General features: G+C 56.3%; 23 protein-coding genes and 1 pseudogene. 7 read left to right on the plus strand and 17 right to left on the minus strand.

From position 1 onward, the window contains the following. Positions 1-15 precede the first annotated feature (15 nt). Complete coding sequence (locus ACJ69_RS07545; protein ID WP_029741089.1) at positions 16-315, plus strand: ArsR/SmtB family transcription factor; 300 nt, start codon at positions 16-18, stop codon at positions 313-315. Here ACJ69_RS07545 and ACJ69_RS07550 read toward each other — a convergent pair. Next, entirely contained in the window at positions 308-949 is a 642-nt protein-coding gene (locus tag ACJ69_RS07550; protein WP_059346818.1) for an ECs1377 family protein, read from the minus strand. The two genes, ACJ69_RS07545 and ACJ69_RS07550, sit on opposite strands and share 8 nt — an antisense overlap. Before the next feature lie 121 nt (positions 950-1,070). Beyond that, positions 1,071-2,402: a 2-hydroxycarboxylate transporter family protein gene (locus tag ACJ69_RS07555; protein ID WP_059346819.1), complete on the minus strand. Its 1,332-nt coding sequence runs from the start codon at positions 2,400-2,402 to the stop codon at positions 1,071-1,073. A 404-nt stretch (positions 2,403-2,806) separates the two neighbouring features. Here ACJ69_RS07555 and ACJ69_RS07560 point away from each other — a divergent pair, with 404 nt between their 5' ends. After that, complete coding sequence (locus ACJ69_RS07560) at positions 2,807-3,754, plus strand: AEC family transporter (RefSeq protein WP_059346820.1); 948 nt, start codon at positions 2,807-2,809, stop codon at positions 3,752-3,754. A gap of 32 nt (positions 3,755-3,786) precedes the next feature. Then, positions 3,787-5,472 (plus strand): NAD-dependent malic enzyme, encoded by a 1,686-nt coding sequence (locus ACJ69_RS07565; RefSeq protein ID WP_059346821.1) that lies wholly within the window; start codon positions 3,787-3,789, stop codon positions 5,470-5,472. 45 nt (positions 5,473-5,517) lie between these two features. On the opposite strand, the gene ACJ69_RS07570 is transcribed toward ACJ69_RS07565, so the two are convergent. The 11 genes and pseudogenes from ACJ69_RS07570 to ACJ69_RS07625 all read right to left on the minus strand — a co-directional run bounded on the left by ACJ69_RS07570 (position 5,518) and on the right by ACJ69_RS07625 (position 15,796). Then, on the minus strand, positions 5,518-6,519 hold the full coding sequence (locus tag ACJ69_RS07570; protein WP_059346822.1) for a Kdo(2)-lipid IV(A) acyltransferase: 1,002 nt from the start codon (positions 6,517-6,519) through the stop codon (positions 5,518-5,520). 191 nt (positions 6,520-6,710) lie between these two features. Next, on the minus strand, positions 6,711-6,941 hold the full coding sequence (pptA, locus tag ACJ69_RS07575) for a tautomerase PptA (RefSeq protein WP_059346823.1): 231 nt from the start codon (positions 6,939-6,941) through the stop codon (positions 6,711-6,713). Positions 6,942-6,978: 37 nt separating this feature from the next. Further along, positions 6,979-7,596 carry a glutathione S-transferase family protein gene (locus tag ACJ69_RS07580; RefSeq protein WP_054829642.1) on the minus strand — a complete coding sequence of 206 codons (618 nt, stop codon included), beginning with the start codon at positions 7,594-7,596 and terminating at the stop codon, positions 6,979-6,981. 41 nt (positions 7,597-7,637) lie between these two features. Next, entirely contained in the window at positions 7,638-8,525 is an 888-nt protein-coding gene (locus tag ACJ69_RS07585) for an ABC transporter substrate-binding protein (RefSeq protein ID WP_059346824.1), read from the minus strand. A 9-nt stretch (positions 8,526-8,534) separates the two neighbouring features. Then, complete coding sequence (locus tag ACJ69_RS07590; RefSeq protein WP_023311967.1) at positions 8,535-9,308, minus strand: amino acid ABC transporter ATP-binding protein; 774 nt, start codon at positions 9,306-9,308, stop codon at positions 8,535-8,537. After that, positions 9,292-10,218: an amino acid ABC transporter permease gene (locus ACJ69_RS07595; protein WP_059346825.1), complete on the minus strand. Its 927-nt coding sequence runs from the start codon at positions 10,216-10,218 to the stop codon at positions 9,292-9,294. Before ACJ69_RS07595 ends, ACJ69_RS07590 begins: the two co-directional genes overlap by 17 nt. A 9-nt stretch (positions 10,219-10,227) precedes the next feature. Then, on the minus strand, positions 10,228-10,737 hold the full coding sequence (locus ACJ69_RS07600; protein ID WP_008501765.1) for a GNAT family N-acetyltransferase: 510 nt from the start codon (positions 10,735-10,737) through the stop codon (positions 10,228-10,230). A 9-nt stretch (positions 10,738-10,746) separates the two neighbouring features. Continuing rightward, positions 10,747-13,010: pseudogene (locus tag ACJ69_RS25665) on the minus strand (NtaA/DmoA family FMN-dependent monooxygenase). A gap of 16 nt (positions 13,011-13,026) precedes the next feature. After that, the gene (locus tag ACJ69_RS07615; protein WP_039262859.1) at positions 13,027-14,148 is read right to left on the minus strand and encodes a M20 peptidase aminoacylase family protein; all 1,122 of its coding nucleotides are present in this window, start codon (positions 14,146-14,148) and stop codon (positions 13,027-13,029) included. Beyond that, positions 14,145-15,146, minus strand: a complete 1,002-nt coding sequence (locus ACJ69_RS07620; RefSeq protein ID WP_059346827.1) for an LLM class flavin-dependent oxidoreductase — start codon at positions 15,144-15,146, stop codon at positions 14,145-14,147. Before ACJ69_RS07620 ends, ACJ69_RS07615 begins: the two co-directional genes overlap by 4 nt. A gap of 110 nt (positions 15,147-15,256) precedes the next feature. Further along, complete coding sequence (locus ACJ69_RS07625) at positions 15,257-15,796, minus strand: AAA family ATPase (RefSeq protein WP_059347820.1); 540 nt, start codon at positions 15,794-15,796, stop codon at positions 15,257-15,259. 345 nt (positions 15,797-16,141) lie between these two features. Here ACJ69_RS07625 and ACJ69_RS07630 point away from each other — a divergent pair, with 345 nt between their 5' ends. After that, the gene (locus ACJ69_RS07630) at positions 16,142-17,677 is read left to right on the plus strand and encodes a methyl-accepting chemotaxis protein (protein WP_059346828.1); all 1,536 of its coding nucleotides are present in this window, start codon (positions 16,142-16,144) and stop codon (positions 17,675-17,677) included. Here ACJ69_RS07630 and ACJ69_RS07635 read toward each other — a convergent pair. Next, complete coding sequence (locus tag ACJ69_RS07635) at positions 17,674-18,072, minus strand: (R)-mandelonitrile lyase (protein WP_032656857.1); 399 nt, start codon at positions 18,070-18,072, stop codon at positions 17,674-17,676. The two genes, ACJ69_RS07630 and ACJ69_RS07635, sit on opposite strands and share 4 nt — an antisense overlap. Before the next feature lie 112 nt (positions 18,073-18,184). On the opposite strand from ACJ69_RS07635, the gene ACJ69_RS07640 reads away from it, so the two are divergent. Further along, the gene (locus tag ACJ69_RS07640) at positions 18,185-19,081 is read left to right on the plus strand and encodes a LysR family transcriptional regulator (protein WP_059346829.1); all 897 of its coding nucleotides are present in this window, start codon (positions 18,185-18,187) and stop codon (positions 19,079-19,081) included. Between the two features lie 322 nt (positions 19,082-19,403). Beyond that, positions 19,404-20,900: an L-asparagine permease gene (gene ansP / locus ACJ69_RS07645; RefSeq protein WP_054829641.1), complete on the plus strand. Its 1,497-nt coding sequence runs from the start codon at positions 19,404-19,406 to the stop codon at positions 20,898-20,900. 51 nt (positions 20,901-20,951) lie between these two features. On the opposite strand, the gene yncE is transcribed toward ansP, so the two are convergent. Next, on the minus strand, positions 20,952-22,013 hold the full coding sequence (yncE, locus tag ACJ69_RS07650) for a 7-bladed beta-propeller protein YncE (protein WP_054829640.1): 1,062 nt from the start codon (positions 22,011-22,013) through the stop codon (positions 20,952-20,954). A 242-nt stretch (positions 22,014-22,255) separates the two neighbouring features. Here yncE and pqqU point away from each other — a divergent pair, with 242 nt between their 5' ends. After that, the gene (gene pqqU, locus ACJ69_RS07655) at positions 22,256-24,370 is read left to right on the plus strand and encodes a TonB-dependent receptor PqqU (RefSeq protein WP_059346830.1); all 2,115 of its coding nucleotides are present in this window, start codon (positions 22,256-22,258) and stop codon (positions 24,368-24,370) included. A gap of 119 nt (positions 24,371-24,489) precedes the next feature. On the opposite strand, the gene ACJ69_RS07660 is transcribed toward pqqU, so the two are convergent. Both ACJ69_RS07660 and ACJ69_RS07665 read right to left on the minus strand, forming a co-directional pair. Next, positions 24,490-25,158 carry a GntR family transcriptional regulator gene (locus tag ACJ69_RS07660; RefSeq protein WP_023311981.1) on the minus strand — a complete coding sequence of 223 codons (669 nt, stop codon included), beginning with the start codon at positions 25,156-25,158 and terminating at the stop codon, positions 24,490-24,492. Between the two features lie 255 nt (positions 25,159-25,413). Next, positions 25,414-26,454, minus strand: a complete 1,041-nt coding sequence (locus ACJ69_RS07665) for an NADP-dependent oxidoreductase (protein ID WP_054829639.1) — start codon at positions 26,452-26,454, stop codon at positions 25,414-25,416. Between the last annotated feature and the right edge of the window lie 54 nt (positions 26,455-26,508).

Consider the following 26,508-nt stretch of genomic DNA (forward strand, 5'->3'; position numbering starts at 1 on the left):
AAACGCAGGAAAACGATGATCCCAAACCACCCTGAAACTGAACAAATACTGCTGGAAAATGTGCTGTTTGCCCTCGGCAATCCGCTCCGGCTGTCGATCATTCGCCGGCTGGCCGATGGCAGCGAACTCAGCTGTAACGCGCTGCGCCCGGAAGATGTTGTGAAATCGACAATGACACACCACTGGCGCGTACTGCGCGACAGCGGCGTTATCTGGCAGCGCCCGCAGGGGCGGGAGAACATGATTTCGTTACGCCGAGACGATCTGGATGCCCGTTTTCCAGGGCTGATGGAGATACTGCTGCAGGTTAAATAATTTCAGTCCCTTCCAGGCGATAGACCGGGATCCGCCGGGTTGTTTTGGTGAGCGTATCAAACACCTCGGCGTCGGACGTCACGATCCTCATCCCTGACTTGCGTAATCTCTGCACATCGGCCGCAATGCGCTGAATACCAAACCAGAAAAGCCCGTCGAGTGCCGTTACCGCTAACCCATTTTCCAGCGCCAGCTTAAGTCGTTCGCGGGGGGCTTTAACCTGCTGAGCAATTTGCCTGTAAGGTAATTCATTACATCCCGTCGCGTCACTGCGCTGGATCCGCGTTTTCAGCTGATAGGTAAACTCGTCGGGTATTCCGTCCAGATCTTTTTTCAGGCTATAGACGCAGCCAAAGCGCTTGCCGTTAAACAGAACATTTTTCTGACTGAGCTGAAGCTCTTTTCTGACAACGTCTATGAGCTGGGGCGCACGGGTAAGGAGCAGCCTGAAGGGCAGCTCGAAGCTGCTGACGTAATCCACATTAAGCAACGCGAGGCGCAGCCGCTCCTCTGCACCGGACGTTTGCTCACGACACTCCTCCATCACCTCTGCCCACTGGCGCGTCAGGCGCTCCGGCTCGGCGGCTTCGGTAAGGAGATATTTTTCAATCTGATAATCAACTCTTCCGGTCATCGTGTGGTATCCCGTCACTGTGGGTGCGGTAATTCTATACAGCGCGGTGAGTTTTATAAAGGACTGAACCGCAGCGACATCCTGAAAATGTCGTTGCGATTCAGCATCCTGACGTATCGGATCAGCGCGCCATAACCCAGCCCATCAGCAGCGTGGCGAAAATCACCGTCGACGCGCCGCCGATGCGGGTGGCGATCTGCGCGAACGGCATGAGCGACATCCGGTTAGACGCGGACAAAATGGCCACGTCCCCCGTTCCGCCCAGCCCGCTGTGGCAGCAGGTTACAATGGCCGCTTCCACAGGATACATATTCAGACGCGACGCGATAAAGTAGCCGCTCAGCGCCATCGCCATCACAACCGAACCGCATACCACCACGTATCCCACCGAGAAGACCGACACCACGCTCTCAAGCGGCACGTATAACATTCCGAGGCCGATCATCAGCGGCCAGACCAGCGCAGCCGAGACGAATTTATAGCAACTGTGCGCGCCCTGCTCCATTGAGGCCGGGATCACCCTGAAGTATTTACACAGGACGGCAATCAGGATCATCAGCACCGGGCCGGGAATGTGTACCAGTTTTTCAAACAATCCGCCGACGATGAAAAACGCGCACACCATCAGCAATCCGCCCCCCATCAGATGAAAATCCGTCTGCTGCGTGCTCTGCGCCCCGGCAAACAGGCTGGCGTCGTCTTTACTCCGCGTGAGCATGCCGTTTCCCGAAAGCGCAGGACGTTTCGCGCCGAGACGCGCCAGCGAGCCCGCACAAATAATGGCGAAGATATTCCCGACGACCGCAGCGGGTGCCAGCTGCGCAACGTAAACGTCCGGCGTCTGCCCCAGTATTGCCGAATAGGCCAGGGAAAGCGGCAAAATCCCCTCGCCAATCCCGCCGCCAATGATGGGCACAATGATGAAGAAGAAGGTGTGGTAAGGCGTAAAACCAAACAGTGAGCCCACAATGAGGCCGCTCAGCACGGCCATGCATGTCCCCGCCACCAGCGGAACAAACATGCGCATCATCCCCTGGATCAGCAGCACCCGGTTCATCCCCAGAATACTGCCGACCACCAGGCAGGCGATGACGAAATAGAGCAGATTCGCCTCTTTCATCAGCAGATGCACGGTATCAAGGGTATGTTTCCCGAATACGCCAAAATAGACCAGCACGGAGGGGACCATCAGGCACAGGATCGCCGGGCCGCCGATATCTTTCAGCACCGGGATTTGACGCCCGACTTTGGCAAACGCGAAGCCGAGTGTCATGATGACCGCAAGTCCACCAATCATATTTTTTGGCAGCAGCCCTGCCCAGGCGGACGTCGCCACAATCGCGGCAATCCCGACGAACAGCATCAACGGGACCGTGCCCACCTCGGTATTGTTGAGCCCAAAGGCAAAACGCGAGGTCGACAGCTCAGAAGTCGGTACAGGATTATCTTTCATATAATCACCTGAATTTGTGTTCGGATAAACAGAGAAAGGAATAACTGAAACTATTCCTGATACGAATAAATGTTCTTAAATATAAATAAAGACTTAGATGGCCTTTTCTAAAAACAGGCTCACGATGAAATTATCACGGGCCTGCGGGTAGAAATGTGAACAATCTGGCTCTTTGCTTTTAAATAACTTAATTCAGCGTTAAGTAACTAAAGTTATTTATAACAGCTAATGTTGCTTTCTTGCGTCTTATCAATATTTGACGAAAGTATTACTTATCCAACTAATGCAATCTTTTTGAAATTAATAAAACCAGAGAGAGTGTGACTCTTGTCACTCCTGCCCTGCTTTCTAAGCGCTAGATTAGCGCTGCAATAAAACACATAAAATACCCTACAGGAAATACTATGCCTTCATTACTATTACAGTCACTGTTTCCGCTCGTCTTTATAATGTTACTTGGATGGCTAAGTGGAAAGCTGGGATATTCCCGGCGTGAAGATGCAAACGTCATGGCAACCGTGGTGATTCGTTTCGCCCTTCCTTTCCATCTTTTTATCGGTGCATTGCATACCGATCCCAATAAAATTAAGAACCTGACCTTTATGGCCGTTTTAGTTGTCGGTTTAATGGGGTCGTATTTACTGACGCTATTTATTTCGCGCTACGTTTTTCGCCACGATATCAAAACCAGCGCCATTCAGTCTCTGGTTTACGCCTTTCCCGATATGGCCTACTTTGGCGCACCGGTCCTGGCGGTATTGATTGGGCCGGAAGGATTTATCGGCGTGCTGATTGGCAATATTATTACCAGCGTTATCATGATCCCTCTGACTATCGTCCTGATTCGTATGGGTGATAAAAATGGTCATGACGGCCTGGAGGCGCTGCACCCGGGCGCGATGATCGTGCAAAACCTCATCAAAGCGGCGCGCAATCCTATCGTCTGGATCCCGGTCTCCGGCGTCTTGCTCAGTCTGGCCGGCGTGCAAATCCCTTCTATTCTCAGCATGCCTATTGAGATGGTCGGAAAGGTTTCAGGCGGGCTGTCCCTGTTTGCCCTCGGCCTGCTGTTTTACGGTGAACGTCCAAAACTGAACGTGCAGACGTTTACTAATATCAGTATTAAAAACCTTATTCAGCCGGCAATGATGGCCGCCGCTGGACTCGCCTTTGGCCTGAGCCACACCTTACTGCAGCAGGTCGTCATTATTGGCGCAACGCCTTCCGCGATTGCCGCAGGGATGTTTGCCTTACGCAGCGATACCTATATTGATACCGCATCCTCTTCCATATTAATTGGCACTGCCGTCGGGGTCGTGACCGAAGGCATTATGATCTATTTTATTTCTTAATCTGCTTTATATAAAAAATTCAGGAGTTAACCATGTCCCGGAAAGAAGTTCTGTACACCCCCTATAACGGGGCCGTATTGCTGGAAAATCCGCTGCTAAATAAAGGACTCGCATTTATTAAAGAAGAGCGTGACAATTTTAACCTGCATGGATTATTGCCGCACAACGTTGAAACTATTGAAGAACAAACCGAGCGCGCCTGGGTGCAGTTCTGCCATTTTAAAAGCGATATTTCGCGTCATGTTTACCTGCGAAATATTCAGGATACCAACGAAACGCTCTTTTATAACCTCCTGCGTTCGCATCTGAAAGAGACGTTACCGATTATCTATACCCCGACGGTCGGTGAAGCCTGCGAGCATTTCTCCACGATTTATCGACGCGCGCGCGGCCTGTTTATTTCATGGCCGAATCGACATCGTATTGATGAGATGCTGCAAAGTTTTTCGCGCAACGACGTTCGCGTGATTGTGGTGACGGACGGGGAACGTATTTTAGGGCTGGGCGATCAGGGTATTGGCGGCATGGGCATTCCAATTGGCAAGCTGTCGCTGTATACCGCCTGCGGAGGGATCCATCCTGCTTCTACCCTGCCGATAATGCTGGATGTCGGCACCAATAATCAGCACCACCTCGACGACCCGATGTACATGGGCTGGCGCCACCCGCGCATCAGCGACGATCAGTACGCTGAGTTTATGGATATGTTTGTCAGCACCGTTAAAGCGCGCTGGCCCAATGTGCTCCTGCAATTTGAAGACTTCGCGCAGAAAAACGCCACCAGGCTGCTCCGGCGCTACCGCGACCAGCTGTGCTGCTTCAATGATGATATCCAGGGCACGGCGGCCGTCACCGCCGGTACGCTGATGGCGGCGGCGCATGCGGCGGGCACGCGCATTCGCGACCAGCGCGTGGTCTTCCTGGGCAGCGGTTCTGCCGGATGCGGGATAGCTGAAAAAATTGTGGCGCTGATGATGGATGACGGCCTGACCGAGTCCGAAGCGCGCAGCCGGATCTTTATGGTCGATCGCTTCGGCCTGCTGACCGACGACATGACCAATGTGCTCGATTTCCAGAAAAACCTGCTTACCGCGCGCGACGCCGTTTGCAGCTGGCAGGTAGACTCGCAAAATATTTCCCTGCTGGACGTGGTGAAGAACGCGCATCCTACGGTGATGATCGGCGTTTCAGGCCAGCCGGGGCTGTTCAGCGAAGAGATTGTCAAAGAGATGCATCGCCACTGTCCGCGCCCGATCATCATGCCGCTTTCTAACCCGACCTCGCGGGCGGAAGCCCAGCCGCAGGATCTTATCGCCTGGACCCAGGGTGCCGCACTGGTGGCCACCGGCAGCCCGTTCGCCCCGGTATTCTGGGAGAATGAACACTACGAGATCGCCCAGTGTAACAACGCCTATATTTTCCCGGGTCTGGGGTTGGGCGTGCTGGCCTGTAACGCGCGCCGGGTGACTGAAGAGATGCTGATGGCAGCAAGCCGCAGCCTGGCCGCGCAGTCTCCGCTGGTCACCACGGAAAAAGGTGGATTGCTGCCGCCGGTAGATCAGATTGAAACGGTATCACGCCAGATTGCCGTCGCCGTCGCCCGGGCCGCGATTGAACAGGGCGTGGCTCCGGCGATAGATGATGAGACGCTGATGGCGCGTATTGAGAAGACCTGGTGGCAGGCGGACTATGCGCCGTACCGCAGGTCTGCGCTGTAAGCCTCGATCCTGCCCTCACTGCACGGTGAGGGCAGGATTGCTGCCTTAGTGCTGGATGCCCGACCGTTCGGAAAGATCGGCGGCAGACAGGATATCAGCCCGTGGTGCCATGTTCTTGCGGCGGGCATACCGGTCAGGCTGACCTTCAGGACGCGTTTTGAAGCGCCGGTGCAGCCACATATACTGTTCTGGCGCCATCCGTACCGCCTGTTCAATCGCCCTGTTCATCTGCGTCGCAACAGATTCTTTATCTCCTCCCTGCAGCGACTCGCTGATATCCTCCAGAATAATCAGTTCGTAGCCGGTGCCGTCCGCCCTGCGGCGCGGCACAAAGGGAATGACGGCAGGCTTAGCGCTTTTGACCAGCATGTAGCTACCCGCGGTCGTGGCGGCATCCGGAACCGCAAAGAACGGCACAAAGACGCTATTGGTTTTGCCATAGTCATGGTCCGGGGCGTACCACAAAATCTCATTCTGCTTCAGCGAGCGGATCATGCCCTTTAAATCATGACGATCGAGCATGGTTTTATTGGAGCGCAGGCGTCCGCGCGTCTGAAGCCAGTCCAGCAGCGCGTTATTATTCGGACGATACACCCCAATGCCGGGATTAAGCATGCCAAAGATCCTCGCGCCCAGCTCGAGGGTGAGAAAATGCATGCCAACGAGCACCACGCCATTGCCCTTTGCCCGCGCCTTTTCCATGTGCTCATACCCCTGCACGGTAAAGCATTTCTTCACCCGCCACGAGGGCCAGAACCATGCCATCCCGGTTTCGATTACCCCCATTCCTACCGATTCAAAATTACGCTGCAGCAGCGACTCTCGCTCCGCCTTTTTCATCTCCGGAAAACAGAGCTCCAGGTTGCGGCGGGCAATCTCGACGCGGCGCGGAAGCAGGCGCATCGCCAGCCGTCCAAGGCCGTGGCCGATTCGGAACAGCAGCGGATAAGGGAGCAGCATGATGAGCCACAGCGCGGCGATGCCAGCCCAGCTTAGCCAGTAACGAGGGTGAAGAAAGGCGAGTGAAAAACGGGGTAATTTTGTCATGAGAAAATTATCCTTTAACGTGTCTGTCCTTAACTGATTCTGTTTGAGATCTTTCCTAAGGATTGATGGGCTGTCAGCCAGAAACGTAAAGTGTAACGGATAAGATAAAACGCATTTTTATCGATTTTTGCGAAAAAGCGGGAAGACGAGACGGGAAAACCGGGGAGGAGAGTTCCCCCCGGCAGTTGCGCTTACATTGAATAGCCTGGCTTTTTGATTAATTCGTCCAGCTTCGGTCCTATTTCGGTATCCCAGACCTGCGCTTTCCAGTCCTCCTGGTTCACCTGATTCAACGCAACGGACACCGAACTGTCTTTGCTGTTGAAATAGCGAATAATGACCTCAGCAATATCCTCGGCCAGTGCGGTTTTTTGTTCGTCGTTCAAATCGCGGGGAAAACATTTGATATCTACGTGTGGCATATGCAGGCTTCCAGTTGTGAGTCAGGGCTCCACGTTATCAGATAATACCGTTGGCCTTTAACACCTTGTGCAGTTCCGGCAGCTGGCATACGGTGTTCGCAATAGCCGTAAACCTCGGCGTATTGGTCGCAAACCAGTCATGGCGTGGCCCCCAGGTGCGCGCCACCGCGATATACACGTCCAGCAGCGTCAGCCGTTCACCCAACGCAAACGGGGCGGCCTTGAGCTGAGTGTCGAACCACAAGTAAAGCGACTTCCGGTATTCGATGCAGTTTTTCTGCAGCTGTTCAGGCGCATCCGGCGCCCAGCGCTCGGGATAGTCTGCATACGTAAACGTGGGATAGACGTTGGCCACAAACCAGATGAGCAGACGCTGAAACTGCTGGCGTTCGGCCTGCCCCACGGGCGGCGCGAGATCGGGGCATCTGTCGAGCACCATCAGGGCGATCGCCGCCGTTTCGGTCATGATGGCGCCATTTTCCAGCTCCAGCGTGGGTACCTGACACAGCGGGTTGAGCTTTTGCAGCAGCTCACGCTGCGGACCGGGCTGGTCAAACCCGTCCACGTTGATAAATTGATAAGGGATATCAGCCAGGGTTAGCATCACTTCACCGATTGCCGAGCCCCAGCCGGGTACGCCATAGAGTTTAATCATGTTGCCCCCTGCGGGATGAAAACTCTAAGTGTAGAGCACCATTAGTAGGTTATCCCAGGCGGGTTGACCTCCGACTGCGCCACCGCTTCCCCCTGCTCGCCCCAGCGCGCCAGCACCTTCTGGTAATCTCCGCGCTTAATCGCGCCGTCCAGCGCGGCCTGCAGCGCGTACACCAGCTCATTGCCTTTTTCGGTGGTGGTCGCGACATAGGCTTTTTTCGGCCCTAAACCGACAACGCGGGTTTTGCCGGTGAGCGCCGCTTTGTAGGCTGAAACCGACTGAGGGCCAAAGAACACGTCCGCCCTGCCGGACTGAATATAGAGATTGCCCGAGGCATCGTCGTGGAGATAGACCGGCAGCGCAGGCGCCCTTCCTGCCTTTTTGTTCTCTTCGTTCCAGCCCAGCAGAATGCGCTCCTGATTGGTACCAGAGCCGACAATCACCTTTTTCCCGGCCAGATCTTCCGCGCTTTTGATTGACTGGATCTCGCTGGTGGATTTCACTGAAAACGCCAGCGAATCGACGCGGTAGGTCGCAAAATCAAACTTCTCTTTACGCTGTTCGGTCACCGCAATGTTCACCAGCGCCACGTCGTAGCGCCCGGAAGCGATCCCCAGCGGCCAGTCTTCCCACGCCGTCGGCACCAGCTTCAGCTTTAGCCCCAGACTGCCCGCCAGCAGGCGGGCGATATCCGGATCGCTGCCAATGCGCGTACGGTTATCGCTGGCCAGCAGCGCCAGCGGCGGAGAGTTCAGCGCCGAAACGGCGACCGTCAGCGTACCCGGCTCAACGAATTTGTAATTGGCGGGGATCTTCGCCACGGCCTGCCGATCCACCGTCACCGGCAGCGGCTGCTCGTTGGCTTTCAAATCAATGCTGGCGTGGCTCGCCGTCGTGAAGACCAGCCCCGCCAGAAGTCCATATTTCATTGGCACTCCTTACAAAACTTTGGAGAGAAACTGGCGCGTTCGCGCATGTGACGGACGGTTTAATACCTCGTCACTGCTTCCCTGCTCGACGATTTTTCCGTCGACCATAAACACCACCTGATCCGCCACTTCCCGGGCAAAGCCGATCTCGTGGGTCACCACCACCAGCGTGGTGCCGGATCGGGCCAGCTTTTTGATCACGTCCAGCACTTCCCCCACCAGCTCCGGATCCAGCGCCGAGGTGGGTTCATCAAACAGCATCACGCGGGGACGCAGCGCCAGCGCGCGTGCAATCGCGATACGCTGCTGCTGACCGCCGGAAAGATGGCGTGACCAGGCATCGGCTTTATCCCGCAGCCCAACCACGTCCAGCAGGCTGTACGCCCTTTCCACCGCCTCTTTTTTGCTGAGCTTTTTATGCGCGATGGGCGCCTCAATCAGGTTTTCCAGCACCGTGAGATGTGGAAAGAGATTGAAGTTCTGAAACACGTAGCCCACGTTGACGCGCTGTTTGAGGATCTCCTTCTCCTTTAGCTCATAGAGCTTGTCGCCCTGACGGCGATAGCCGATGTAGTCCCCGTCGATCTGAATAAAGCCTTCGTCGACGCGCTCCAGGTGGTTAATGGTGCGCAGCAGCGTCGATTTACCGGAGCCGGACGGCCCGAGGATCACCGTCACGGAGCCGGGCGGGATCTCAAGCGAAACGTTGTCGAGCGCCTTATGGCGGCCAAAATATTTGCTGACGCCGGTAATCGAAATATGTCCTTCAGGAGAGGCTTGCATGGACGGGCTCCTGTGCTGGTGTGGTGGTGACAGAACGGGTGCGACGAGCGGCACGGTTCTGGTTAACGGCAGAGCGGCGTTCGCTGCGGGCAAGCGCGCGTTCGACGCCGTACTGGATAGCGGACAGGACGGTGGTGATCGCCAGGTACCAAGCGGCACCGACCATCAGCAGCGGGATCACCTCCTGCGTGCGGTTGTAGATCATCTGGATGGTATAGAACAGCTCCGGCATCGCCAGGACGTACACCATCGCCGTGCCCTTGGCGAGGCTGATGATTTCATTGAATCCCGACGGCAGAATGGTGCGCAGCGCCTGAGGCAAAATGATCCGCACCGTGCGGCGCCAGGCCGGCAGGCCGAGCGCGGCGGCGGCCTCGTACTGGCCGTGATCGACCCCGAGGAATCCGCCTCGAACGATCTCGGCTGTATAGGCGCTCTGCACCAGGGTTAGCCCCACCACGGCGGTAGAAAACTGCCCCAGCACGTTGATGGTTTCAAAGCTGCCCCAGGTGATGCCGGTGAACGGCACGCCGAGAGAGAGCGTGTCGTAGAGATAGGAGAAGTTGTAGAGAATGATCAGCACCACGATCAGCGGCAGCGATCGAAACAGCCAGATGTAGGCCCACGCCAGGCTGCTCAGAAGCCACGACGAGGACAGTCTCGCCAGCGCCAGCATGCCGCCCAACACCACGCTCAGCGCGGTGCCAATCAGGGTCAGCAGCAGGGTCTGCCCTACGCCTTCCAGGATCACCGGGTCAAAGAACCAGCGGGCAAACACCGCCCACTCCCAGCGCGGATTAAAGGCCACGGACTGAATCACGACCGCCAGGAAAAACAGCGCCACCGCGGCGCCGACGGCCCGCAGCGGATAACGCGCCGGGACCACCTTAATGGTTTCAACGTTGCTCATCGTCATTCCTCATGCGGTTTTACTGAACGCTTCGCGTACCAGCGTTTTGGTGAAGCGCAGCCGACCGTCAAACGGCGGCTGGCTGTACTCTTCCGGATCGCGGTTCAGATCGAACTGCGGCTGATAGCCCTGGCTGAGATAGAGCCTGACCGCTTCCGGCTGGCGAAAGCCGGTTGTCAGGTAAATTTGGCTGTATCCTGCCAGCACCGCCCTGCGCTCAAGCTCCTGCACCACGCGCCCGGCAAGCCCCTGCTGACGCAGGGTTTTGTCCGTCCAGATGCGTTTGATTTCCGCGGTGCGTTCGTCGAAAGGTTTGTACGCGCCGGTAGCGATAATCTTCCCGTCGCGCTCCAGCACGATAAACAGCCCCTGCGGCGCTAAATACCATTCGGTGAGCTCAACCTCCGCGTCTTTGGAGAAGTAGTCCCCGTAGCGGGCGGCATATTCACCGAACAGCCCTTCGATAATGGGCTGAAGCTCGGCGTCTTCCGGTGAAACATCACGAAATCGTTCGCTCATCACGCCTCCTTAATCGCCCAGGCCAGCCGGGTTCACTTCTGACTGAGGAATACGCTCAACCCCTTCCCCCCAGCGGTTCAGCACTTTGTCGTAATCGCCGTTTTTGATGACGCCGTTCAGCGCGGTTTGCACCGGCTCAACCAGCCCGCTGCCTTTCTTCAGCGTCACGGCAATGTGCGCCGCCTTCGGCCAGCCGCCGTCGACGCTCCCCACCAGTTTGGTTTTCCCGTTCAGCGCCGCTTTCCAGGCGCCAATCACGTTCGGACCAAAGTAGGCATCCGCGCGTCCGGACTGCAGCGCCAGCGTTTGTGCCGCATCGTCTTTGGTGTAGATCGGGGTAAAGGGCTTCAGCCCCTTCTTCAGGTTTTCGGCATTCCAGGCCAGCAGGATGGCCTCCTGGTTGGTGCCGGAGCCGACGATAATCCGCAGCCCGGCGATGTCCTCAGCCTTCTCAAGCGACTTGATCGGGCTGGTTGATTTCACGTAGAACCCGAGGGAATCTTTGCGGTAGGTGGCAAAATCAAACTTCTCTTTACGCTCTTTGGTGACGGTGATGTTGCTGATGGCGGCATCATATTTCCCGGAGGCCACGCCCAGCGGCCAGTCCTCCCAGGAGGTTGGCACCACGTTCAGCTCCAGCCCCAGGCTGTCAGCGACCAGACGAGCGACGTCCACTTCACTTCCCAGCAGCGTTTTGTTGTCGTCGGAGAAAACCGTCAGCGGCGGTTGATTGAGGCCCGCTACCGCAACGGTAAATTTGCCCGGCACGGCGAAGCGATAATCTTTCGGCAGCTGTGCCACCGCATCATTGTTTTTGGCGGTATTAACCGGCGTTTTATTGGCCTCGATGCTCACGCCGGTGCCGTTAATATTCACATTCTCTGCCCAGACGGCAGGGGTAAAGGCCAGCGCGAGCGCCAGAATAAGCGATGTTTTCTGCATAGCGGGGTTCTCTTTTATTGTTGTGTGAACTGGTTTTTGGGTTCGTCTAAGCCGAGGCTTTCGCGCAGCGTGGTACCCGGGTAGTCGGTACGGAACAGCCCGCGCGCCTGTAAAACGGGCACAACCTGGTCAACAAAGCGCGGGAAGGTGTCCGGCGTACCGCCCTGAATGATGAAGCCGTCTGCGGCATAGCCTTCAAACCAGGCCTGCAGGCCGTCGGCCACCTCTTCCGGCGTACCGGAAAAGCGCGGGCGCGGCGAGGCGGCTTCCAGCGCTACCTGACGCAGGGTTAAGCTGCTCTCGCGGGCATTGCGCTTAATTTCATCGGTGGTGCTGCGGAAGCTGTTTTTGCCTAAGTCGCCGATATCCGGGAACGGCTCGTCGAGCGGATACTGGCTGAAATCGTGATGTTCAAAATAACGCCCGAGGTAGTTGAGGGCATCATTAATTGACACCAGCGCCGCCGTGGTTTGGTACTGATTTTCCACGTCGTCGGCGTCTTTACCCACAATCACGCTGACGCCCTGGAAAATATGTAAATCTGACGCGCGGCGTCCGTTAGTTTCCAGCTGCTGCTTCACGTCGCGGTAAAAGGCTTTTGCCTCATCGAGCGTTTCGTGATGGGTAAAAATGGCGTCGGCATGTTTCGCAGCCAGCTTTTTCCCGTCGTCCGACGCGCCCGCCTGAAAGACAATCGGTCGGCCTTGTGGCGTACGACCAATATTCAGCGGACCGGCGACCTGGAAGAAATCACCGTGGTGATCCAGGGTATGCAGTTTGGCCGGGTCAAAAAACTGACCGCTCTCTTTATTGCGCACAAAGGCGTCGCCCTCCCAGGAATCCCACAGCCCTTTCACCACGTCGAGATACTCATCCGCAATGCGATAGCGCAGCGCGTGCTCGGGGTGTTTTTCTCGGGAAAAGTTCTTTGCTGACCCTTCCAGCGGCGAAGTCACCACGTTCCAGCCCGCGCGTCCGTTGCTGAGGTGGTCGAGGCTGGCGAACTGGCGCGCCGTCGTGAAAGGCTCGCTGTAGGAGGTGGATAAGGTTCCCACCAGCCCCAGGCGCGAGGTGATGCTGGCGAGAGCGGATAACACCGTCAGCGGTTCAAAGCGGTTTAAAAAATGCGGGATCGATTTCTCGTTGATATAGAGACCGTCGGCAACGAATAAAAAATCGAGTTTGCCCTCCTCCGCCTTTAACGCCGTCGCTTTGACGAAATCAAAATTGATGCTGGCATCGGCGACGGCCTCAGGGTGACGCCAGGCGGACATATTTCCGGATGCACCATGCAAAATGGTCCCGAGCCGCAATTGACGATGTGCAGACATATTCACCTCTCCAGAATTAAACGTGTTGCAGGGCTTTTTCCGCAAGCTGTGCAAAATAGCGGGCAGCGGGCTCAATTAATGCCTCATCCGGATTGAATGCCGGATGATGTAAACCGTACGGGCTGTTGCTGCCGATGCTGACAAACGCCCCCGGGATCTGCTGGAGATAGACCGCGAAATCTTCCCCACCCATATGCAGCTCGGCGTGCCGGGTTTCGTAGCCTGCTTCTCTGGCGACCGAGGTGGCGAAATCGGCCCAGCGCTCGTCGTTCACCAGCGCGGTGGGTCCGGCATACCAGGTGATATCAATCTGCGCGCTAAAGGCGCTGGCAAACCCGGCGGCGATTTCGCCCACGCGGGCTTTCACGTTCTGCTGCACCTCCGTGCGGTGGGTGCGCAGCGTGCCTTCCAGCTCGACGCTTTCCGGCAGCACGTTCCAGGTGTTACCGCCTGCAATGCGCGTCACGCTCAGCACTACCGAGTCCAGCGTGTTGACGTTGCGGCTGGCGACGCTTTGCAGCGCCGTTACCAGCTGGCTCGCCAGCACGATGGCGTCGTTGCCTTCGTGCGGACGTGCGGCGTGCGCGCCCTTACCGGTAATGCGGATCACGAAGCGATCGACGTTGGCATAAAACGGCCCGCCGCGGGTAGCGAACTCACCGACCGGCAGGCCGGGCTCGTTATGCATGCCGAAGATGGCGCTGACGTCGCGCAGGGCACCGGCCCGCACCATGCTCTTCGCACCGCCAAAGTTCTCTTCGGCAGGCTGAAACAGGATCCGCACCCGGCCATTAAGCGACGCTTCCCGCTCTTTCAGCTTTAACGCGGCGCCGAGGATCACGCTGGTGTGGATATCGTGCCCGCAGGCATGCATTACGCCTGCACGCTGGGAGCTAAACGGCACGCCGCTGCGCTCTTCAATCGGCAGAGCGTCGATATCCGCCCGCAGCGCAATCAGTTTGTTGCCCGAGCCGATTTCCGCCACCAGCCCGGTCGACAGGTCGTAAGGCTGCGGGGTAATCCCGGCATTCGTCAGCCACTGGCGCAGGCGCGTCGTGGTCTCCACTTCCTGGCCGGAGAGCTCCGGGTTCTGGTGCAGCTCGCGACGCCAGGCAATCAGCTGTTCGCCAAAGCTCATACGGTGACCTCCCTGTTAAGACGCGCCTCGGCAAGCAGGCGCAGCGACGCGACGCGCGTTGCTCCCTCCGCTACCGGCGTGTCGATGATAAATTCGTCAATGCCCCACTTTTCATGCAGGGTGTTAAGCTGTTCGAGCACCGATTCAGCCGTACCCGCCAGCAGCGACTGCGCCCGACGTGCAATGCGCACCGGCTCGCTGCCCGCCTGACGCGCAAAGGCGTAGGCCTGCTCTTCGCTGGCCACGGTGACGCGCTGGCCGTTTGCCAGCTCAACGCCCCACACTTCGACCTTCTGCGCCAGGGCTTCCGCCTGGGCCTGCGTCGGCGCGACAATCGCCTGTACCGCCACAATTACGTCCCGCGCGCTGTTCTCACGCCAGGTCGATACCACCTCGCGCAGCAGTTCCGGGTCACCGTTCAGATGCGCGGCAAAGACAAAGTGCCAGCCGAGCCCGGCGGCCAGCAGCGCGCTATCGGTACTCGCGCCCAGCAGGAAACCCTCTGCAGGCAATGGCGGCAGCGGCGTGGCGCGAACGGCCTCTTCATGAGACTGATGCTCAGGACGGATCCAGCGATCGAGCTGGGCCAGCTGTTCGGCGAAGCTGCCCTTTTCCTGTTGATTCAGACCCTGCTGAAGCGCGCGGGTTGAGAGCGGCAGCCCGCCGGGGGCTTTTCCGACGCCGAGATCCACGCGGCCGGGCGCCAGCGCGGCCAGCACGTTGAAATTTTCGGCGACTTTATAAGGGCTGTAGTGCTGGAGCATCACGCCGCCGGATCCGACGCGGATGCGCGTTGTCTGCCCGAGGATCCAGGCAATCAGCAGCTCCGGCGAGGGGCTGGCAAGGTGGGGAGTGTTGTGGTGTTCGGCAATCCAGAAGCGGTGATAGCCCAGATTTTCTGCCTGCTGCGCCAGCGCCAGCGTACGCGCCAGCGCATCGGCAGCCGTTTCGTTTTCAGCGATGGGGCTTTTATCCAGAATGCTGATTCGCCATGACATGTTGCGTTCTCGTTTGACTTAACATGTCGACATTATTAAAGGCGCATTTCACCACTGAGAAACAATTAATTTACATTTAGTTTGCCGAAAATCAGATATATAAAACCATGCTAAGAATAAGACTTTAAGTCAGCAATCAGCGTTTTCCCCTGCCCGCGGCGGGTAATGCGGATAAAGCGAATATGCCCATACTGCGGGTTTTGCAGATCGGCTTCATAACGCGTGCGGTTGTTACGCCAGGTTTTCATCGTCCAGATGAGGATGGACTCTCTGCTGAAAAACGCGCGCCGGAAACTCTCTTTGTTCCCGGTTCCGGGCCAGAGCTCGTGCTTATGCCAGGCCCGTTTGATTGCCCTGGTGACGGCCTGCCAGAGGGTGCGGGCAAAGCCATAATCGACCCACACCACAACGTCGACATTACGCCATTTCACCGGCCGCGTGCGGTTATAGTTGCCGTCAAGCACCCAGTCTGGCGAAGCCTGTAGCGCCTGCTCCAGCTTTTCCTGAAACACATCGTCCGGCGTTCCCTGCCAGTCAGGTCGCCAGTAGAGTCTGTCCATCTCGATATAGGGAATAGCCAGTTCGGTAGCAATCTGCTTCGCCAGCGTGCTTTTTCCGCTCCCGCTGGTTCCGATGACGTTAATTTTCACCTCAGCCTCACTGTAATAACGAAAACTGACCAAATCATAGCGTTTTCATCCTGTTAACGAAACGCTATTTCAGCATGGCAATTTTTCCTGAGAGACGATCTCCCTCTTTCAGTTTGGCTTATGTCGTTTATTTGCAGCGACTCCAGAATACACCCCTGAAAATATTTTCATTTTTATTACATTCGATAGCATTAACAGATTAAAAATAATGAACAACGGGTATTTCAGGCAGTCATAATTTCAGACAGAATATGCTGCATAGTGTTATATAAAAATAATCACATTAATCTTGCCGGAGCTTTTTCCGGGCATTTTTTATTCTTGCACATCATCATGGAGTTACTCATGAGGCGTAACAGTCCCGTTACACAAAACGAGTATTTACTTAACGATGGCTCGACGTTAATGTCGACCACCGATACCAAAAGCCATATTACCTATGCTAATTCCGCTTTTATTGAAGCCAGTGGATATAAAGAAGAACATCTTCTGGGTGAGCCGCATAACCTCATCCGGCATCCCGATATGCCTGCCGAAGCCTTTGGCGACATGTGGTTTACCCTGCAGCAAGGTGAGACCTGGACGGGGCTGGTGAAGAACCGTCGTCATAATGGCGACCACTACTGGGTGCGGGCTAACGTGACGCCGGTCTGGCAGGGTGGATCCCTGACGGGGTATATTTCCGTGCGAAATATCCCCGCACGGGAAGAGATTGCGGCCAGTGAAAAACTGTACGCAAAAGTGCGTAATAACGAATTAAAACATTACCGCTTTTATAAAGGCTTACTGGTACGGCGCGGTTTATTTTCGTTTATGTCGCTCTTTAAATGTCTTAGCACCAGTAAACGAATCCATCTGGGTATAGCGACGACGGCGTTACTCTCCTGCCTGGCGGTGTATTTATTCCCTGATAAACTTGTGCAGTCGGGGAGTCTGGTACTGCTGTTTACTTCCCTGGCTTATTATCTTCATGCGCAGATCGCCCGTCCGGTAAAATCTATTGTGCAACAGATGCAGCGCGTAGTTTCAGGACGTAAAACGGACTATTACCATTTTGACCGGATCGATGACATCGGCCTAATGATGCGCCTGGTCAATCAATCAGGTTTGAACCTGAATTCGCTGGTTGACGATGTCGGGGCGCAAATCAGCGGGATTGGCACCATCAGCCAGCAGGTCGCGAAAGAAGGCGCGGCGCTGCAGACGCGTTCAGAAGAGACCGCAGACTTTTTGCAGCAAACCGCGTCGGCGGTAGAAGAGATCGCCAGCGCGGTGAAGCAGACGGCAGAAACCGCGAAAGAAGCCACGGAGATGGCGGATCGCACTCGCGACAGCGCCCACCGCGGTGAAGCGATGATGAAAGAAACCATCGGTATGATGCAATCCGTGTCGCAGGATAACAGCCAGATCGTCGATATTATCAGCGTTATCGATCGTATTGCCTTCCAGACCAACATTCTTGCGCTGAATGCGGCCGTGGAAGCGGCGCGCGCAGGTGAAGCCGGGCGCGGTTTTGCCGTGGTGGCGGCCGAGGTGCGCAACCTTGCGCAGCACTCCGCGACGGCGGCGAAAGAGATCAAAGCGCTGATTGAGAAAAACGTCGCCAGCGTCAACGCAGGCGTGGAGAAGGTAGAACAAACCGAAACGCAGCTGACGGTTATGATCGACAACGTGCTGCGGGTCTCCTCCCTGATTAAGGAGATCGGCCACGCCACGCAGGAGCAAACCCAGGCGCTGACGCTTATCAACGCATCCATCTCCCGTATCGGCGCAATGACCCACAACAATACGGGGATGGTGGATAACGTCACTCACGCGGCGAATCACCTGACGCAGCGCACCACGCGCCTGCAGCAGGCGATTGCCGTTTTTGGCGGTTAGCCGTTCGGATACTGCTCGTCGGTGACTTTTTCCAGCCATGCAACCGGGCTGCCGTTAACGGATTCGGCGATGGCAATATGCGTCATCGCCGTTTGCGCGCTTGCGCCGTGCCAGTGCTTTACGCCGGGTGGGATCCAGGCGATATCGCCCTGATTCAATACTTCCGCCGCTTTGCCCCACTCCTGTAACCAGCCGCGACCCTGCGTCACAATCAGCGTTTGCCCAAGGGGATGCGTATGCCACGCGGTGCGCGCGCCCGGCTCAAAAGTCACGGTTGCCCCGCCGACGCTGGCAGGTTCGCTCGCCTGAAATGGCGCGTCAATGCGGACGGTGCCGGTGAACCAGGCTTCCGGTCCTTTTGCTGAAGGTAATGATCCGCTGCGGATAATTTTCATCTTATGCTCCTCGTTAACTGTTGCGTTAACAGTAGCGCAAAGCAATCCGGAGCATTAGCGTGCATAATCAGATAGGAAATATGATTGAAATTCATAAATAGAGGCAATCGCGATGCTAAAAGATAATTTCAACGACCTGCTCTCTTTTATGGTAGTCGCCCGCGAGCGCAGCTTTACGCGCGCGGCGGCCCAGCTGGGCGTCTCGCAATCGGCGCTGAGTCATGCCATGCGCAAGCTTGAAGCGCGACTGGACGTTCGCCTTTTAACCCGCACAACCCGCAGCGTTGTTCCAACCCAGGCGGGTGAACAGCTCTTTACGCGCTTAAGCCCGCATTTGCTAGAGATTGAGCAGGAGGTCACGGCGCTTCGCAGCACCCGCAACAAACCCGCAGGTTCTGTTCGCATCGTCGCCGGCGAGCATGCGATGGACGCCGTGCTCTGGCCGGTGCTGAAGGCGTTTATGGTGCAGTATCCTGAGATTAACGTCGAAGTAACGGTAGATAACGGGCTGACGGATATTGTGGATGGCCGTTTCGACGCGGGAGTACGCCTGGGTGAACAGGTGGCAAAAGATATGATTGCGGTACGGATCGCGCCGGATATGCGCATGGCCGTGGTCGGTTCTACGGATTATCTGGCTCGCTTTGGCGTGCCGCAGACGCCGGAGCAGCTCGCTGACCACCGCTGCATCAACATGCGCCTGCCCACGCGCGGGGGGTTATATCACTGGGAATTTGAACGCGACGGGCGCGAGCTTCGCGTTCGGGTTGATGGGCAGCTTACGCTGAGCAGCCTGTCGCAGCGCATCGACGCCGCTGAGAATGGACTCGGACTCGCCTACGTACCGGAGGCGTCGGTTCTGGAGGCGCTTAATCACGGACGGCTGGTCAGGGTCCTTGAATCGTGGTGCCCTACTTTCGAGGGGTATCACCTTTATTATCCGAGCCGTCGCCAGCACACTACCGCTTTCAGGTTACTGTTAGATGCTCTCCAGCAGTCAAAATCTTGACCACCTGGTAATAATTAAGAAAATCTGATGATTAAATAATCAACCCTCCAACTGTTTTGTCTAAAAACTCATCACGATTCAGCGTGTTGTGATCGCCGTCTGCTCTGACCACACGATTTCCTTCGACGTGCATCACTTTCGGCACGGTTATATTTTGCGTCGCTTATGAATTGCAGGTAGGATGCCTCGCCATGTTTCGCCTTATCCATACGCAGAATGACTGGGAAGGCGACATGTGTTTGCGCAGAAGCAATCGTTTGTATTGCGCTCTGCCAGGCAGGACTATCACGATAATGGTTCAGACAGGCAAACAGGTAACTCAATGAAAACAAGCAATAAAAGCGCAGCCGATCATCATGCTGCTAAACGTCGCTGGTTGAACTCCCACGAAGAGGGCTACCACAAAGCGATGGGCAACCGTCAGGTTCAAATGATCGCCATCGGCGGCGCTATCGGAACGGGTCTGTTTTTAGGTGCGGGTGCGCGTCTGCAAATGGCTGGCCCGGCTCTCGCCCTGGTCTATCTGGTGTGCGGGATCTTCTCTTTCTTTATTCTTCGTGCGCTGGGTGAACTGGTACTGCATCGCCCTTCCAGCGGAAGCTTCGTTTCTTACGCCCGTGAATTCCTCGGTGAAAAAGCGGCCTACGTTGCGGGCTGGATGTACTTCGTCAACTGGGCGATGACCGGTATTGTCGATATCACCGCCGTTGCGCTGTATATGCACTACTGGGGCGCGTTCGGCGATGTGCCGCAGTGGGTTTTTGCGCTTGGCGCGCTGGCGATTGTCGGCACCATGAACATGATCGGCGTGAAGTGGTTCGCGGAGATGGAGTTCTGGTTTGCGCTGGTAAAAGTGCTGGCCATCGTGATTTTCCTGGTCGTGGGTACCGTCTTCCTCGGCAGCGGCAAGCCGCTGGACGGCAATGCCACCGGCTTCCACCTGATTACCGATAACGGCGGATTCTTCCCGCACGGTCTGCTGCCTGCGCTGGTCCTGGTTCAGGGCGTGGTGTTCGCCTTCGCCTCCATCGAACTGGTGGGCACCGCAGCAGGTGAATGTAAAGATCCGCAGACCATGGTGCCAAAAGCCATTAACAGCGTGATCTGGCGTATCGGTCTGTTCTACGTCGGTTCCGTGGTGCTGCTGGTTCTGCTGCTCCCGTGGACTGCATATCAGGCGGGTCAGAGCCCGTTCGTGACCTTCTTCTCTAAGCTGGGTGTGCCATACGTTGGCAGCATCATGAACATCGTGGTTCTGACGGCGGCGCTCTCCAGCCTGAACTCCGGCCTTTACTCTACCGGTCGTATCCTGCGCTCTATGTCGATGGGCGGCTCTGCGCCGAAATTCATGTCGAAGATGAGCAAGCAGCACGTGCCGTACGCCGGTATTCTGGCGACGCTGGTGGTGTACGTATTTGGCGTATTCCTGAACTATCTGGTGCCGTCCCGCGTATTTGAGATCGTTCTGAACGTGGCTGCACTGGGGATTATCGCCTCCTGGGCCTTTATTGTGGTCTGCCAGATGCGTCTGCGCAAAGCGATCAAAGAAGGCAAAGCGGCTGATGTGAGCTTCAAGATGCCGGGCGCACCGGTGACCTCCTGGCTCACCCTGCTGTTCCTGTTCAGCGTGCTGATGCTGATGGCGTTCGACTACCCGAACGGTACCTACACCATCGCGACCATTCCGCTACTGGCCGTGCTGCTGATTGCCGGCTGGTTCGGCGTGCGTAAGCGCGTTCACGAGATCCACAGCACCGCGCCGGTTCATCACGACGATGAAAAACACGACGCGCCACTGGTGGAAGAAACCTCGCGTTAAGCATCCGGTAAGCGTTAAAAAGGGAAGGCAAATGCCTTCCCTTTTTTTATCTTACAGCGCGATACGAATAACGTCGTCAGGCTGGGTGGCTTCCTGCTGGCGAGTGGATTTTTGTTTCACCGTCACGTACAGCGTTTTACCATCGGCAGAGAGCGCCAGGCTGTTCGGGTAAACCGGCGTATCGAACGTTTTGGTCACCTTGTAGGTTTTCGCATCAATCACGCTCACCTTACCGGCTTCACGGTGCGTCACGTAGACTTCATTGCGCGTTGGGTTAAACAGGACGGCCAGTGATTCAGGCGCAGCGATCTTCTCCATCACGCTGCCGTCTTTCAGGCTCACCACCAGCACTTCCGGCTGTTTTGAATCGGTCAGGAACGCGCGCTGGCCGGCGGTATCGAGGCTGAGGTTCAGGAAGAAGTGCTCTTTGCCGTCATCCTGCACCTTTTTGCGGCTCAGGATTTTGTTCGTGGACGTATCAATGGTTACCAGCTCGCCGTCCGCATTCGTGGTGTAGAGGCGTTTTGCCTGCGCATCCAGCGCCAGGCCGGTGCTGTACGTACCGGTATTGGCAATGGTCTCTTTCAGCTTCAGGGTGGCGCCATCCACCACCCAAATCACGCTCTCTTTGCCGACACCGGTGATGTAAATCGTGTTGCTCGCGTCATCCGCCACCAGCTGGCGCGGCTGCAGCGGTTTGACGGTTTCACTGCGCTGGCGATTATCGAGCACCAGTCGCCCTTTCACGTCGCCCGTTTTCGCATCGATGGCCGTCACGGCGCCGTTGATGGTGTTGCCAAACCACAGGGTTTGCGTCGCGCCGTTGAGCGTGGCGCCAAAGGGTTTGAGATCGCTGTGAATCGCCTGCGTCACGTCCAGCGTGACCGGATCAAGGCGATAGATAACCCCGCCCTTATCGGTTTTGCGGCTTTGCGAGGTCGCCACCCACAGCGCATTCTCCTGCTCGCTGACCGCCATTTCATACGCCCCTTTGCCCACCGCTTTACGCAGCACCTCTTCGGCGGCATGCACCTGGAACGTCCCGGCAAGCAGTAAAGTGGCAGACAGCAGTGACAGGCTCAGACGCGGCGAGCACAGATGACGTAAAGACATAACAATTCCTTTTCTGAAAAGAGGGGTTTCCGCTGACATCACTTCCGGCAGGCAACGTCATGGCATTGCCTTTTGATAATGAGAATAGTAATCATTAATGAACTGAATGTGGAGTTTTTCTTTCGCGTCTCGCCTTTCATTAACGCAATGTGCGGTTATAGTTTTCAAAACATTTACAAAACCTTTAACATGTATGGACATGTTCCATTTGGTTCGTTTATACACCACAACCGGTTTTATTCATGAAAATCATTTCTGCCCGTAAGGCTTCTCTCCCGCTGCTGCTGGTTCCCGTTACTTTCGCGCCGCTAACCGCAATGAGCGCGGAGGAACAGACCATGATCGTCAGCGCCACGCCGCAAACCGTATCGGAGCTGGATACCCCGGCCGCGGTCAGCGTCGTCAATGGCGATGACATGCGCCACGCCGCCCCGCGCATCAACCTGTCTGAATCTCTGGGCAGCGTCCCGGGACTGCAAATTCAGAACCGCCAGAACTATGCCCAGGATCTCCAGCTTTCAATGCGCGGGTTTGGTGCCCGCTCAACGTTTGGCGTGCGCGGTATCCGTATGTATGTCGACGGTATCCCTGCCACCATGCCGGACGGACAGGGCCAGACGTCCAACATCGATCTCTCCAGCGTTGAGAGCGTTGAAGTGCTGCGCGGCCCCTTCTCAGCCCTGTACGGCAACGCCTCCGGCGGCGTGATTAACATAAACACCCAGAGCGGGCAGCAGCCGCCGACCATTGAAGCCAGCAGCTATTACGGCAGCTACGGTACCTGGCGCTACGGCATGAAGGCCACCGGCGCGATGGGTGACGGCACCCACGCGGGCGATGTGGATTACACCGTTTCCACCACCCGTTTCACCACCAAAGGCTACCGCGACCACAGCGGCGCGCGGAAGAACCTCGCTAACGCCAAGCTGGGCGTGCGCATTGACGACGTCAGCAAGCTGACGCTGATTTTTAACAGCGTGGACATGAAGGCCAACGATCCGGGCGGGCTGAGCTATCAGGAGTGGCAGAACAATCCGCGTCAGTCTCCGCGCGGCGATCAGTACAACACCCGCAAGACCATCAAACAGACCCAGGCCGGTCTGCGCTACGATCGTCAGCTCAGCACCCAGGACGACCTCAGCGTGATGATGTACGCCGGCGAGCGTGAAATGACGCAGTACCAGTCGATTCCGTATCAGCCGCAGCTAAAAGCCTCCCACTCCGGCGGCGTGATTGATATGCAGCGTCATTATCAGGGTATCGATACCCGCTGGACGCACCGTGGCGAGCTGCTGGTGCCGGTGACGTTTACTACCGGCCTGAACTACGAAAACCTGAGCGAAGATCGTCGCGGATACGAGAACTTCGTGATGAACAACGGCGTGCCGGATTACGGCGTGAAGGGTGACAAGCGTCGAAACGAACGTAACCTGATGTGGAACGTTGACCCTTACCTGCAAACCAGCTGGCAGCTGACGCAGAAACTGTCGGTGGATGCGGGGGTGCGCTACAGCTCGGTGTGGTTTGATTCCAACGACCATTACGTTACGCCGGGCAACGGTGACGACAGCGGTGACGCGAGCTATCACAAGTGGCTCCCGGCCGGTTCCGTGAAGTATGCGGTGACGGACGGATGGAACCTCTACGCTGCCGCAGGTCGTGGATTCGAAACGCCAACCATCAACGAACTCTCCTATCGTGCCGATAACCAGGGCGGCCTGAACATCGGCCTGCAGCCGTCCACCAACAACACGTATGAAGTGGGCAGCAAAACCCGCATCGGCAATGGCCTGCTGACCGCGGCGCTGTTCCGCACCGATACGGATGATGAGATCGTGGTGGATGCCAGCTCTGGCGGGCGTACCAGCTATAAAAATGCCGGTAAAACCCGTCGTCAGGGGGTGGAAGTCTCCCTCGACCAGCAGTTTGCTGAGAACTGGAAGCTGAAGATGGCATGGACGTATCTGGATGCCACTTACCGGACTAACGTGTGCAGCGACGCAGACTGTAACGGTAATCGTATGCCAGGCATTGCCCGCAACATGGGTTACGCCTCGTTTGGCTGGCAGCCAGAGGAAGGTTGGTACGCGGGCTCAGACGTGCGCTACATGAGCGATATCATGGCCGACGACGAAAATACGGCGAAAGCGCCGTCTTATACGGTGGTCGGGCTGAACACCGGGTACAAATTCAACTACGGCAGCTGGGGCATGGATGTCTTTGGCCGCGTCGATAACCTGTTCGATAAAGAGTACGCGGGCTCGGTTATTGTCAACGAGTCTAACGGTCGTTATTACGAGCCTGCACCAGGCCGCAACTACGGGGTCGGGCTGTCGGTCTCTTATCGCTTCGAGTAAGCGAAAAGAAAAGTTTATTTTATTAATGAAATAACGCTCCTGATGGCAATAAACCATCAGGAGTTATTCACCGGATAAATAATTAGGTGCGGAATATAGTCGCTCTGCTAAATAATCTCTTAGTTAAAATATTGTCGCTGTAAAAGCAAATTCGCTTCATCAATCACCTTATCAATCGCCTTCTGGCAGGCAACAACATCTCTTCGCTCAAGGGCGGAAAGCAGTTCGTCATAGTGATATGTCGAGGCTTTGATGTCGTTAAGCTCCTGATGCAGATAGTTCATACAGGGCCCGATGCGTACCCACAGCTGCTCAATTAATGCATTAAGCGTTGGCATTTCCGCATACTGATACAGCGTAAACCGGAAGACGCGATTCGCATGCAATGCCTGCTGGACGTTCCCGTTGCGCATGGCCTCATGAAAGGCATCTGACAATTTGCGCAACGCCTCCAGTTTGCTATCAGACATATTCTGACAGGCTGCGGCGACCGCCATCGGCTCAAGCTGCTTGCGAATGGCGTTAATCTCGTTATAGCGCTCCAGCGTGACCTCCGGAACCAGAAATGCCTGCGCCGGCGTGGCGTGTAACGCCCCTGATGACACCAGGCGCAACAGCGCCTCGCGAACCGGGGTAATACTGGTTCCTAATTTATCGGCGATCTCTTTCGTAATCAGTCGTGCCCCAGGTTTGAGTGAGCCTGTAATTAACGCTCCTTTCAAACTGTGTTCAACTTGCATGGTAAGACTGACCCTTTGGGCTTTTTCTAAGTGGTCCAAATCAAGCATGTTCAATTCCTGTAGCTAAAACTTAATGCTATTTTTAAACGCCAGTTTTAATAAAACGACGCTGGTCCGATATATCCTGTATCGTCATGCCTGGTGGTGGGAAGTACGTAAAAACATCAAAAAAGCAAAATTTGTTTTTTTTATTGGTTTCGGGCCCATCCGGGAAGCGGGCGCGAAATGCCATGTCCATTAATTAAAGACAATATATCGTATCTTCACAAATAAATATGGCGGGAAACCCCGCCATAATGCTGTTTATTTATTGTCACTCGCGACGCGAATCACGACTTTGCCGAAGTTACGCCCTTCAAGCAGGCCAATCAGCGCCTCGGGCGCGTTCTCCAGCCCGTCCGTTATCTGTTCACGATAGTGAATTTTGCCCTCCTGCACCCAGCGTCCCATCGCTTCCTGGAACTCCTTAATGCGGTGACCGTAATCCTGGCCGATGATAAAGCCCTGCATACGAATGCGTTTCTTCAGGATGGTCGCCATCAGGAGCGGCAGGCGATCCGGCCCCTCGGGCAGGCCCGTCGCGTTGTAGCCGCTCACCAGGCCGCACACCGGCACGCGCGCGGAGGTATTCAGTAACGGCAGCACGGCGTCAAATACTTTCCCGCCGACGTTTTCATAATAGACGTCAATTCCTTGCGGACAGGCACGTTTCAGCTGTTCGGCAAAATCGGCCGCGTGGTGATCCAGACACAGGTCAAACCCGAGGACCTCAACGGCATGGCGGCATTTTTCAGCCCCACCGGCGACCCCGACCACCCGGCAACCTTTGATTTTACCGATCTGCCCGACGGTCGCGCCAACCGGGCCTGTCGCCGCGGCGACCACCAGCGTTTCGCCCGCTTTTGGCTGCCCGATATCCAGCAACCCCATATAGGCGGTAAAGCCCGGCATGCCCAGAATACCCAGCGCCCAGGAAGGATGTGACGGATTTTCGCCCAGCTTCACCAGGCCGCTGCCGTCCGAGAGTTCATATTCCTGCCAGCCGCTGTAGCCCAGCACCCACTCACCCGGTTTGAAATCGGGATGATTCGACTGCTCAACGCGGCTAACCGTTCCCCCCACCATCACCGCGCCCAGCTCAACCGGTGGTGAATAGGATGGCGCATCGCTCATGCGCCCCCGCATGTAAGGGTCCAGCGACAGCCAGACGGTGCGCAGCAAAAGCTGTCCCTCAGCAGGGGCGGGAACAGGCTGCGTTTCGAGACGAAAATTTTCCGCGACCGGCGCACCCTGTGGACGAGAGGCCAGTACCCAGCGGCGATTTTGCGAAACAGGTTGATTCATCGGGATCTCCTTCTGGTACAAATGTCATTACAGCCTGGCTCACGATCGGCATTA

The sequence above is a fragment of the Enterobacter asburiae genome (genome assembly GCF_001521715.1).
Classification (GTDB): domain Bacteria; phylum Pseudomonadota; class Gammaproteobacteria; order Enterobacterales; family Enterobacteriaceae; genus Enterobacter; species Enterobacter asburiae.

What these genes read in the sequence shown, in the direction of transcription:
- ACJ69_RS07545 (WP_029741089.1), top strand. Translation starts at nt 16, where the DNA reads ATGATCCCAAACCACCCTGAAACTGAACAAATACTGCTGGAAAATGTG.
- ACJ69_RS07550 (WP_059346818.1), bottom strand. Translation starts at nt 949, where the DNA reads ATGACCGGAAGAGTTGATTATCAGATTGAAAAATATCTCCTTACCGAA.
- ACJ69_RS07555 (WP_059346819.1), bottom strand. Translation starts at nt 2,402, where the DNA reads ATGAAAGATAATCCTGTACCGACTTCTGAGCTGTCGACCTCGCGTTTT.
- ACJ69_RS07560 (WP_059346820.1), top strand. Translation starts at nt 2,807, where the DNA reads ATGCCTTCATTACTATTACAGTCACTGTTTCCGCTCGTCTTTATAATG.
- ACJ69_RS07565 (WP_059346821.1), top strand. Translation starts at nt 3,787, where the DNA reads ATGTCCCGGAAAGAAGTTCTGTACACCCCCTATAACGGGGCCGTATTG.
- ACJ69_RS07570 (WP_059346822.1), bottom strand. Translation starts at nt 6,519, where the DNA reads ATGACAAAATTACCCCGTTTTTCACTCGCCTTTCTTCACCCTCGTTAC.
- pptA (WP_059346823.1), bottom strand. Translation starts at nt 6,941, where the DNA reads ATGCCACACGTAGATATCAAATGTTTTCCCCGCGATTTGAACGACGAA.
- ACJ69_RS07580 (WP_054829642.1), bottom strand. Translation starts at nt 7,596, where the DNA reads ATGATTAAACTCTATGGCGTACCCGGCTGGGGCTCGGCAATCGGTGAA.
- ACJ69_RS07585 (WP_059346824.1), bottom strand. Translation starts at nt 8,525, where the DNA reads ATGAAATATGGACTTCTGGCGGGGCTGGTCTTCACGACGGCGAGCCAC.
- ACJ69_RS07590 (WP_023311967.1), bottom strand. Translation starts at nt 9,308, where the DNA reads ATGCAAGCCTCTCCTGAAGGACATATTTCGATTACCGGCGTCAGCAAA.
- ACJ69_RS07595 (WP_059346825.1), bottom strand. Translation starts at nt 10,218, where the DNA reads ATGAGCAACGTTGAAACCATTAAGGTGGTCCCGGCGCGTTATCCGCTG.
- ACJ69_RS07600 (WP_008501765.1), bottom strand. Translation starts at nt 10,737, where the DNA reads ATGAGCGAACGATTTCGTGATGTTTCACCGGAAGACGCCGAGCTTCAG.
- ACJ69_RS07615 (WP_039262859.1), bottom strand. Translation starts at nt 14,148, where the DNA reads ATGAGCTTTGGCGAACAGCTGATTGCCTGGCGTCGCGAGCTGCACCAG.
- ACJ69_RS07620 (WP_059346827.1), bottom strand. Translation starts at nt 15,146, where the DNA reads ATGTCATGGCGAATCAGCATTCTGGATAAAAGCCCCATCGCTGAAAAC.
- ACJ69_RS07630 (WP_059346828.1), top strand. Translation starts at nt 16,142, where the DNA reads ATGAGGCGTAACAGTCCCGTTACACAAAACGAGTATTTACTTAACGAT.
- ACJ69_RS07635 (WP_032656857.1), bottom strand. Translation starts at nt 18,072, where the DNA reads ATGAAAATTATCCGCAGCGGATCATTACCTTCAGCAAAAGGACCGGAA.
- ACJ69_RS07640 (WP_059346829.1), top strand. Translation starts at nt 18,185, where the DNA reads ATGCTAAAAGATAATTTCAACGACCTGCTCTCTTTTATGGTAGTCGCC.
- ansP (WP_054829641.1), top strand. Translation starts at nt 19,404, where the DNA reads ATGAAAACAAGCAATAAAAGCGCAGCCGATCATCATGCTGCTAAACGT.
- yncE (WP_054829640.1), bottom strand. Translation starts at nt 22,013, where the DNA reads ATGTCTTTACGTCATCTGTGCTCGCCGCGTCTGAGCCTGTCACTGCTG.
- pqqU (WP_059346830.1), top strand. Translation starts at nt 22,256, where the DNA reads ATGAAAATCATTTCTGCCCGTAAGGCTTCTCTCCCGCTGCTGCTGGTT.
- ACJ69_RS07660 (WP_023311981.1), bottom strand. Translation starts at nt 25,158, where the DNA reads ATGCTTGATTTGGACCACTTAGAAAAAGCCCAAAGGGTCAGTCTTACC.
- ACJ69_RS07665 (WP_054829639.1), bottom strand. Translation starts at nt 26,454, where the DNA reads ATGAATCAACCTGTTTCGCAAAATCGCCGCTGGGTACTGGCCTCTCGT.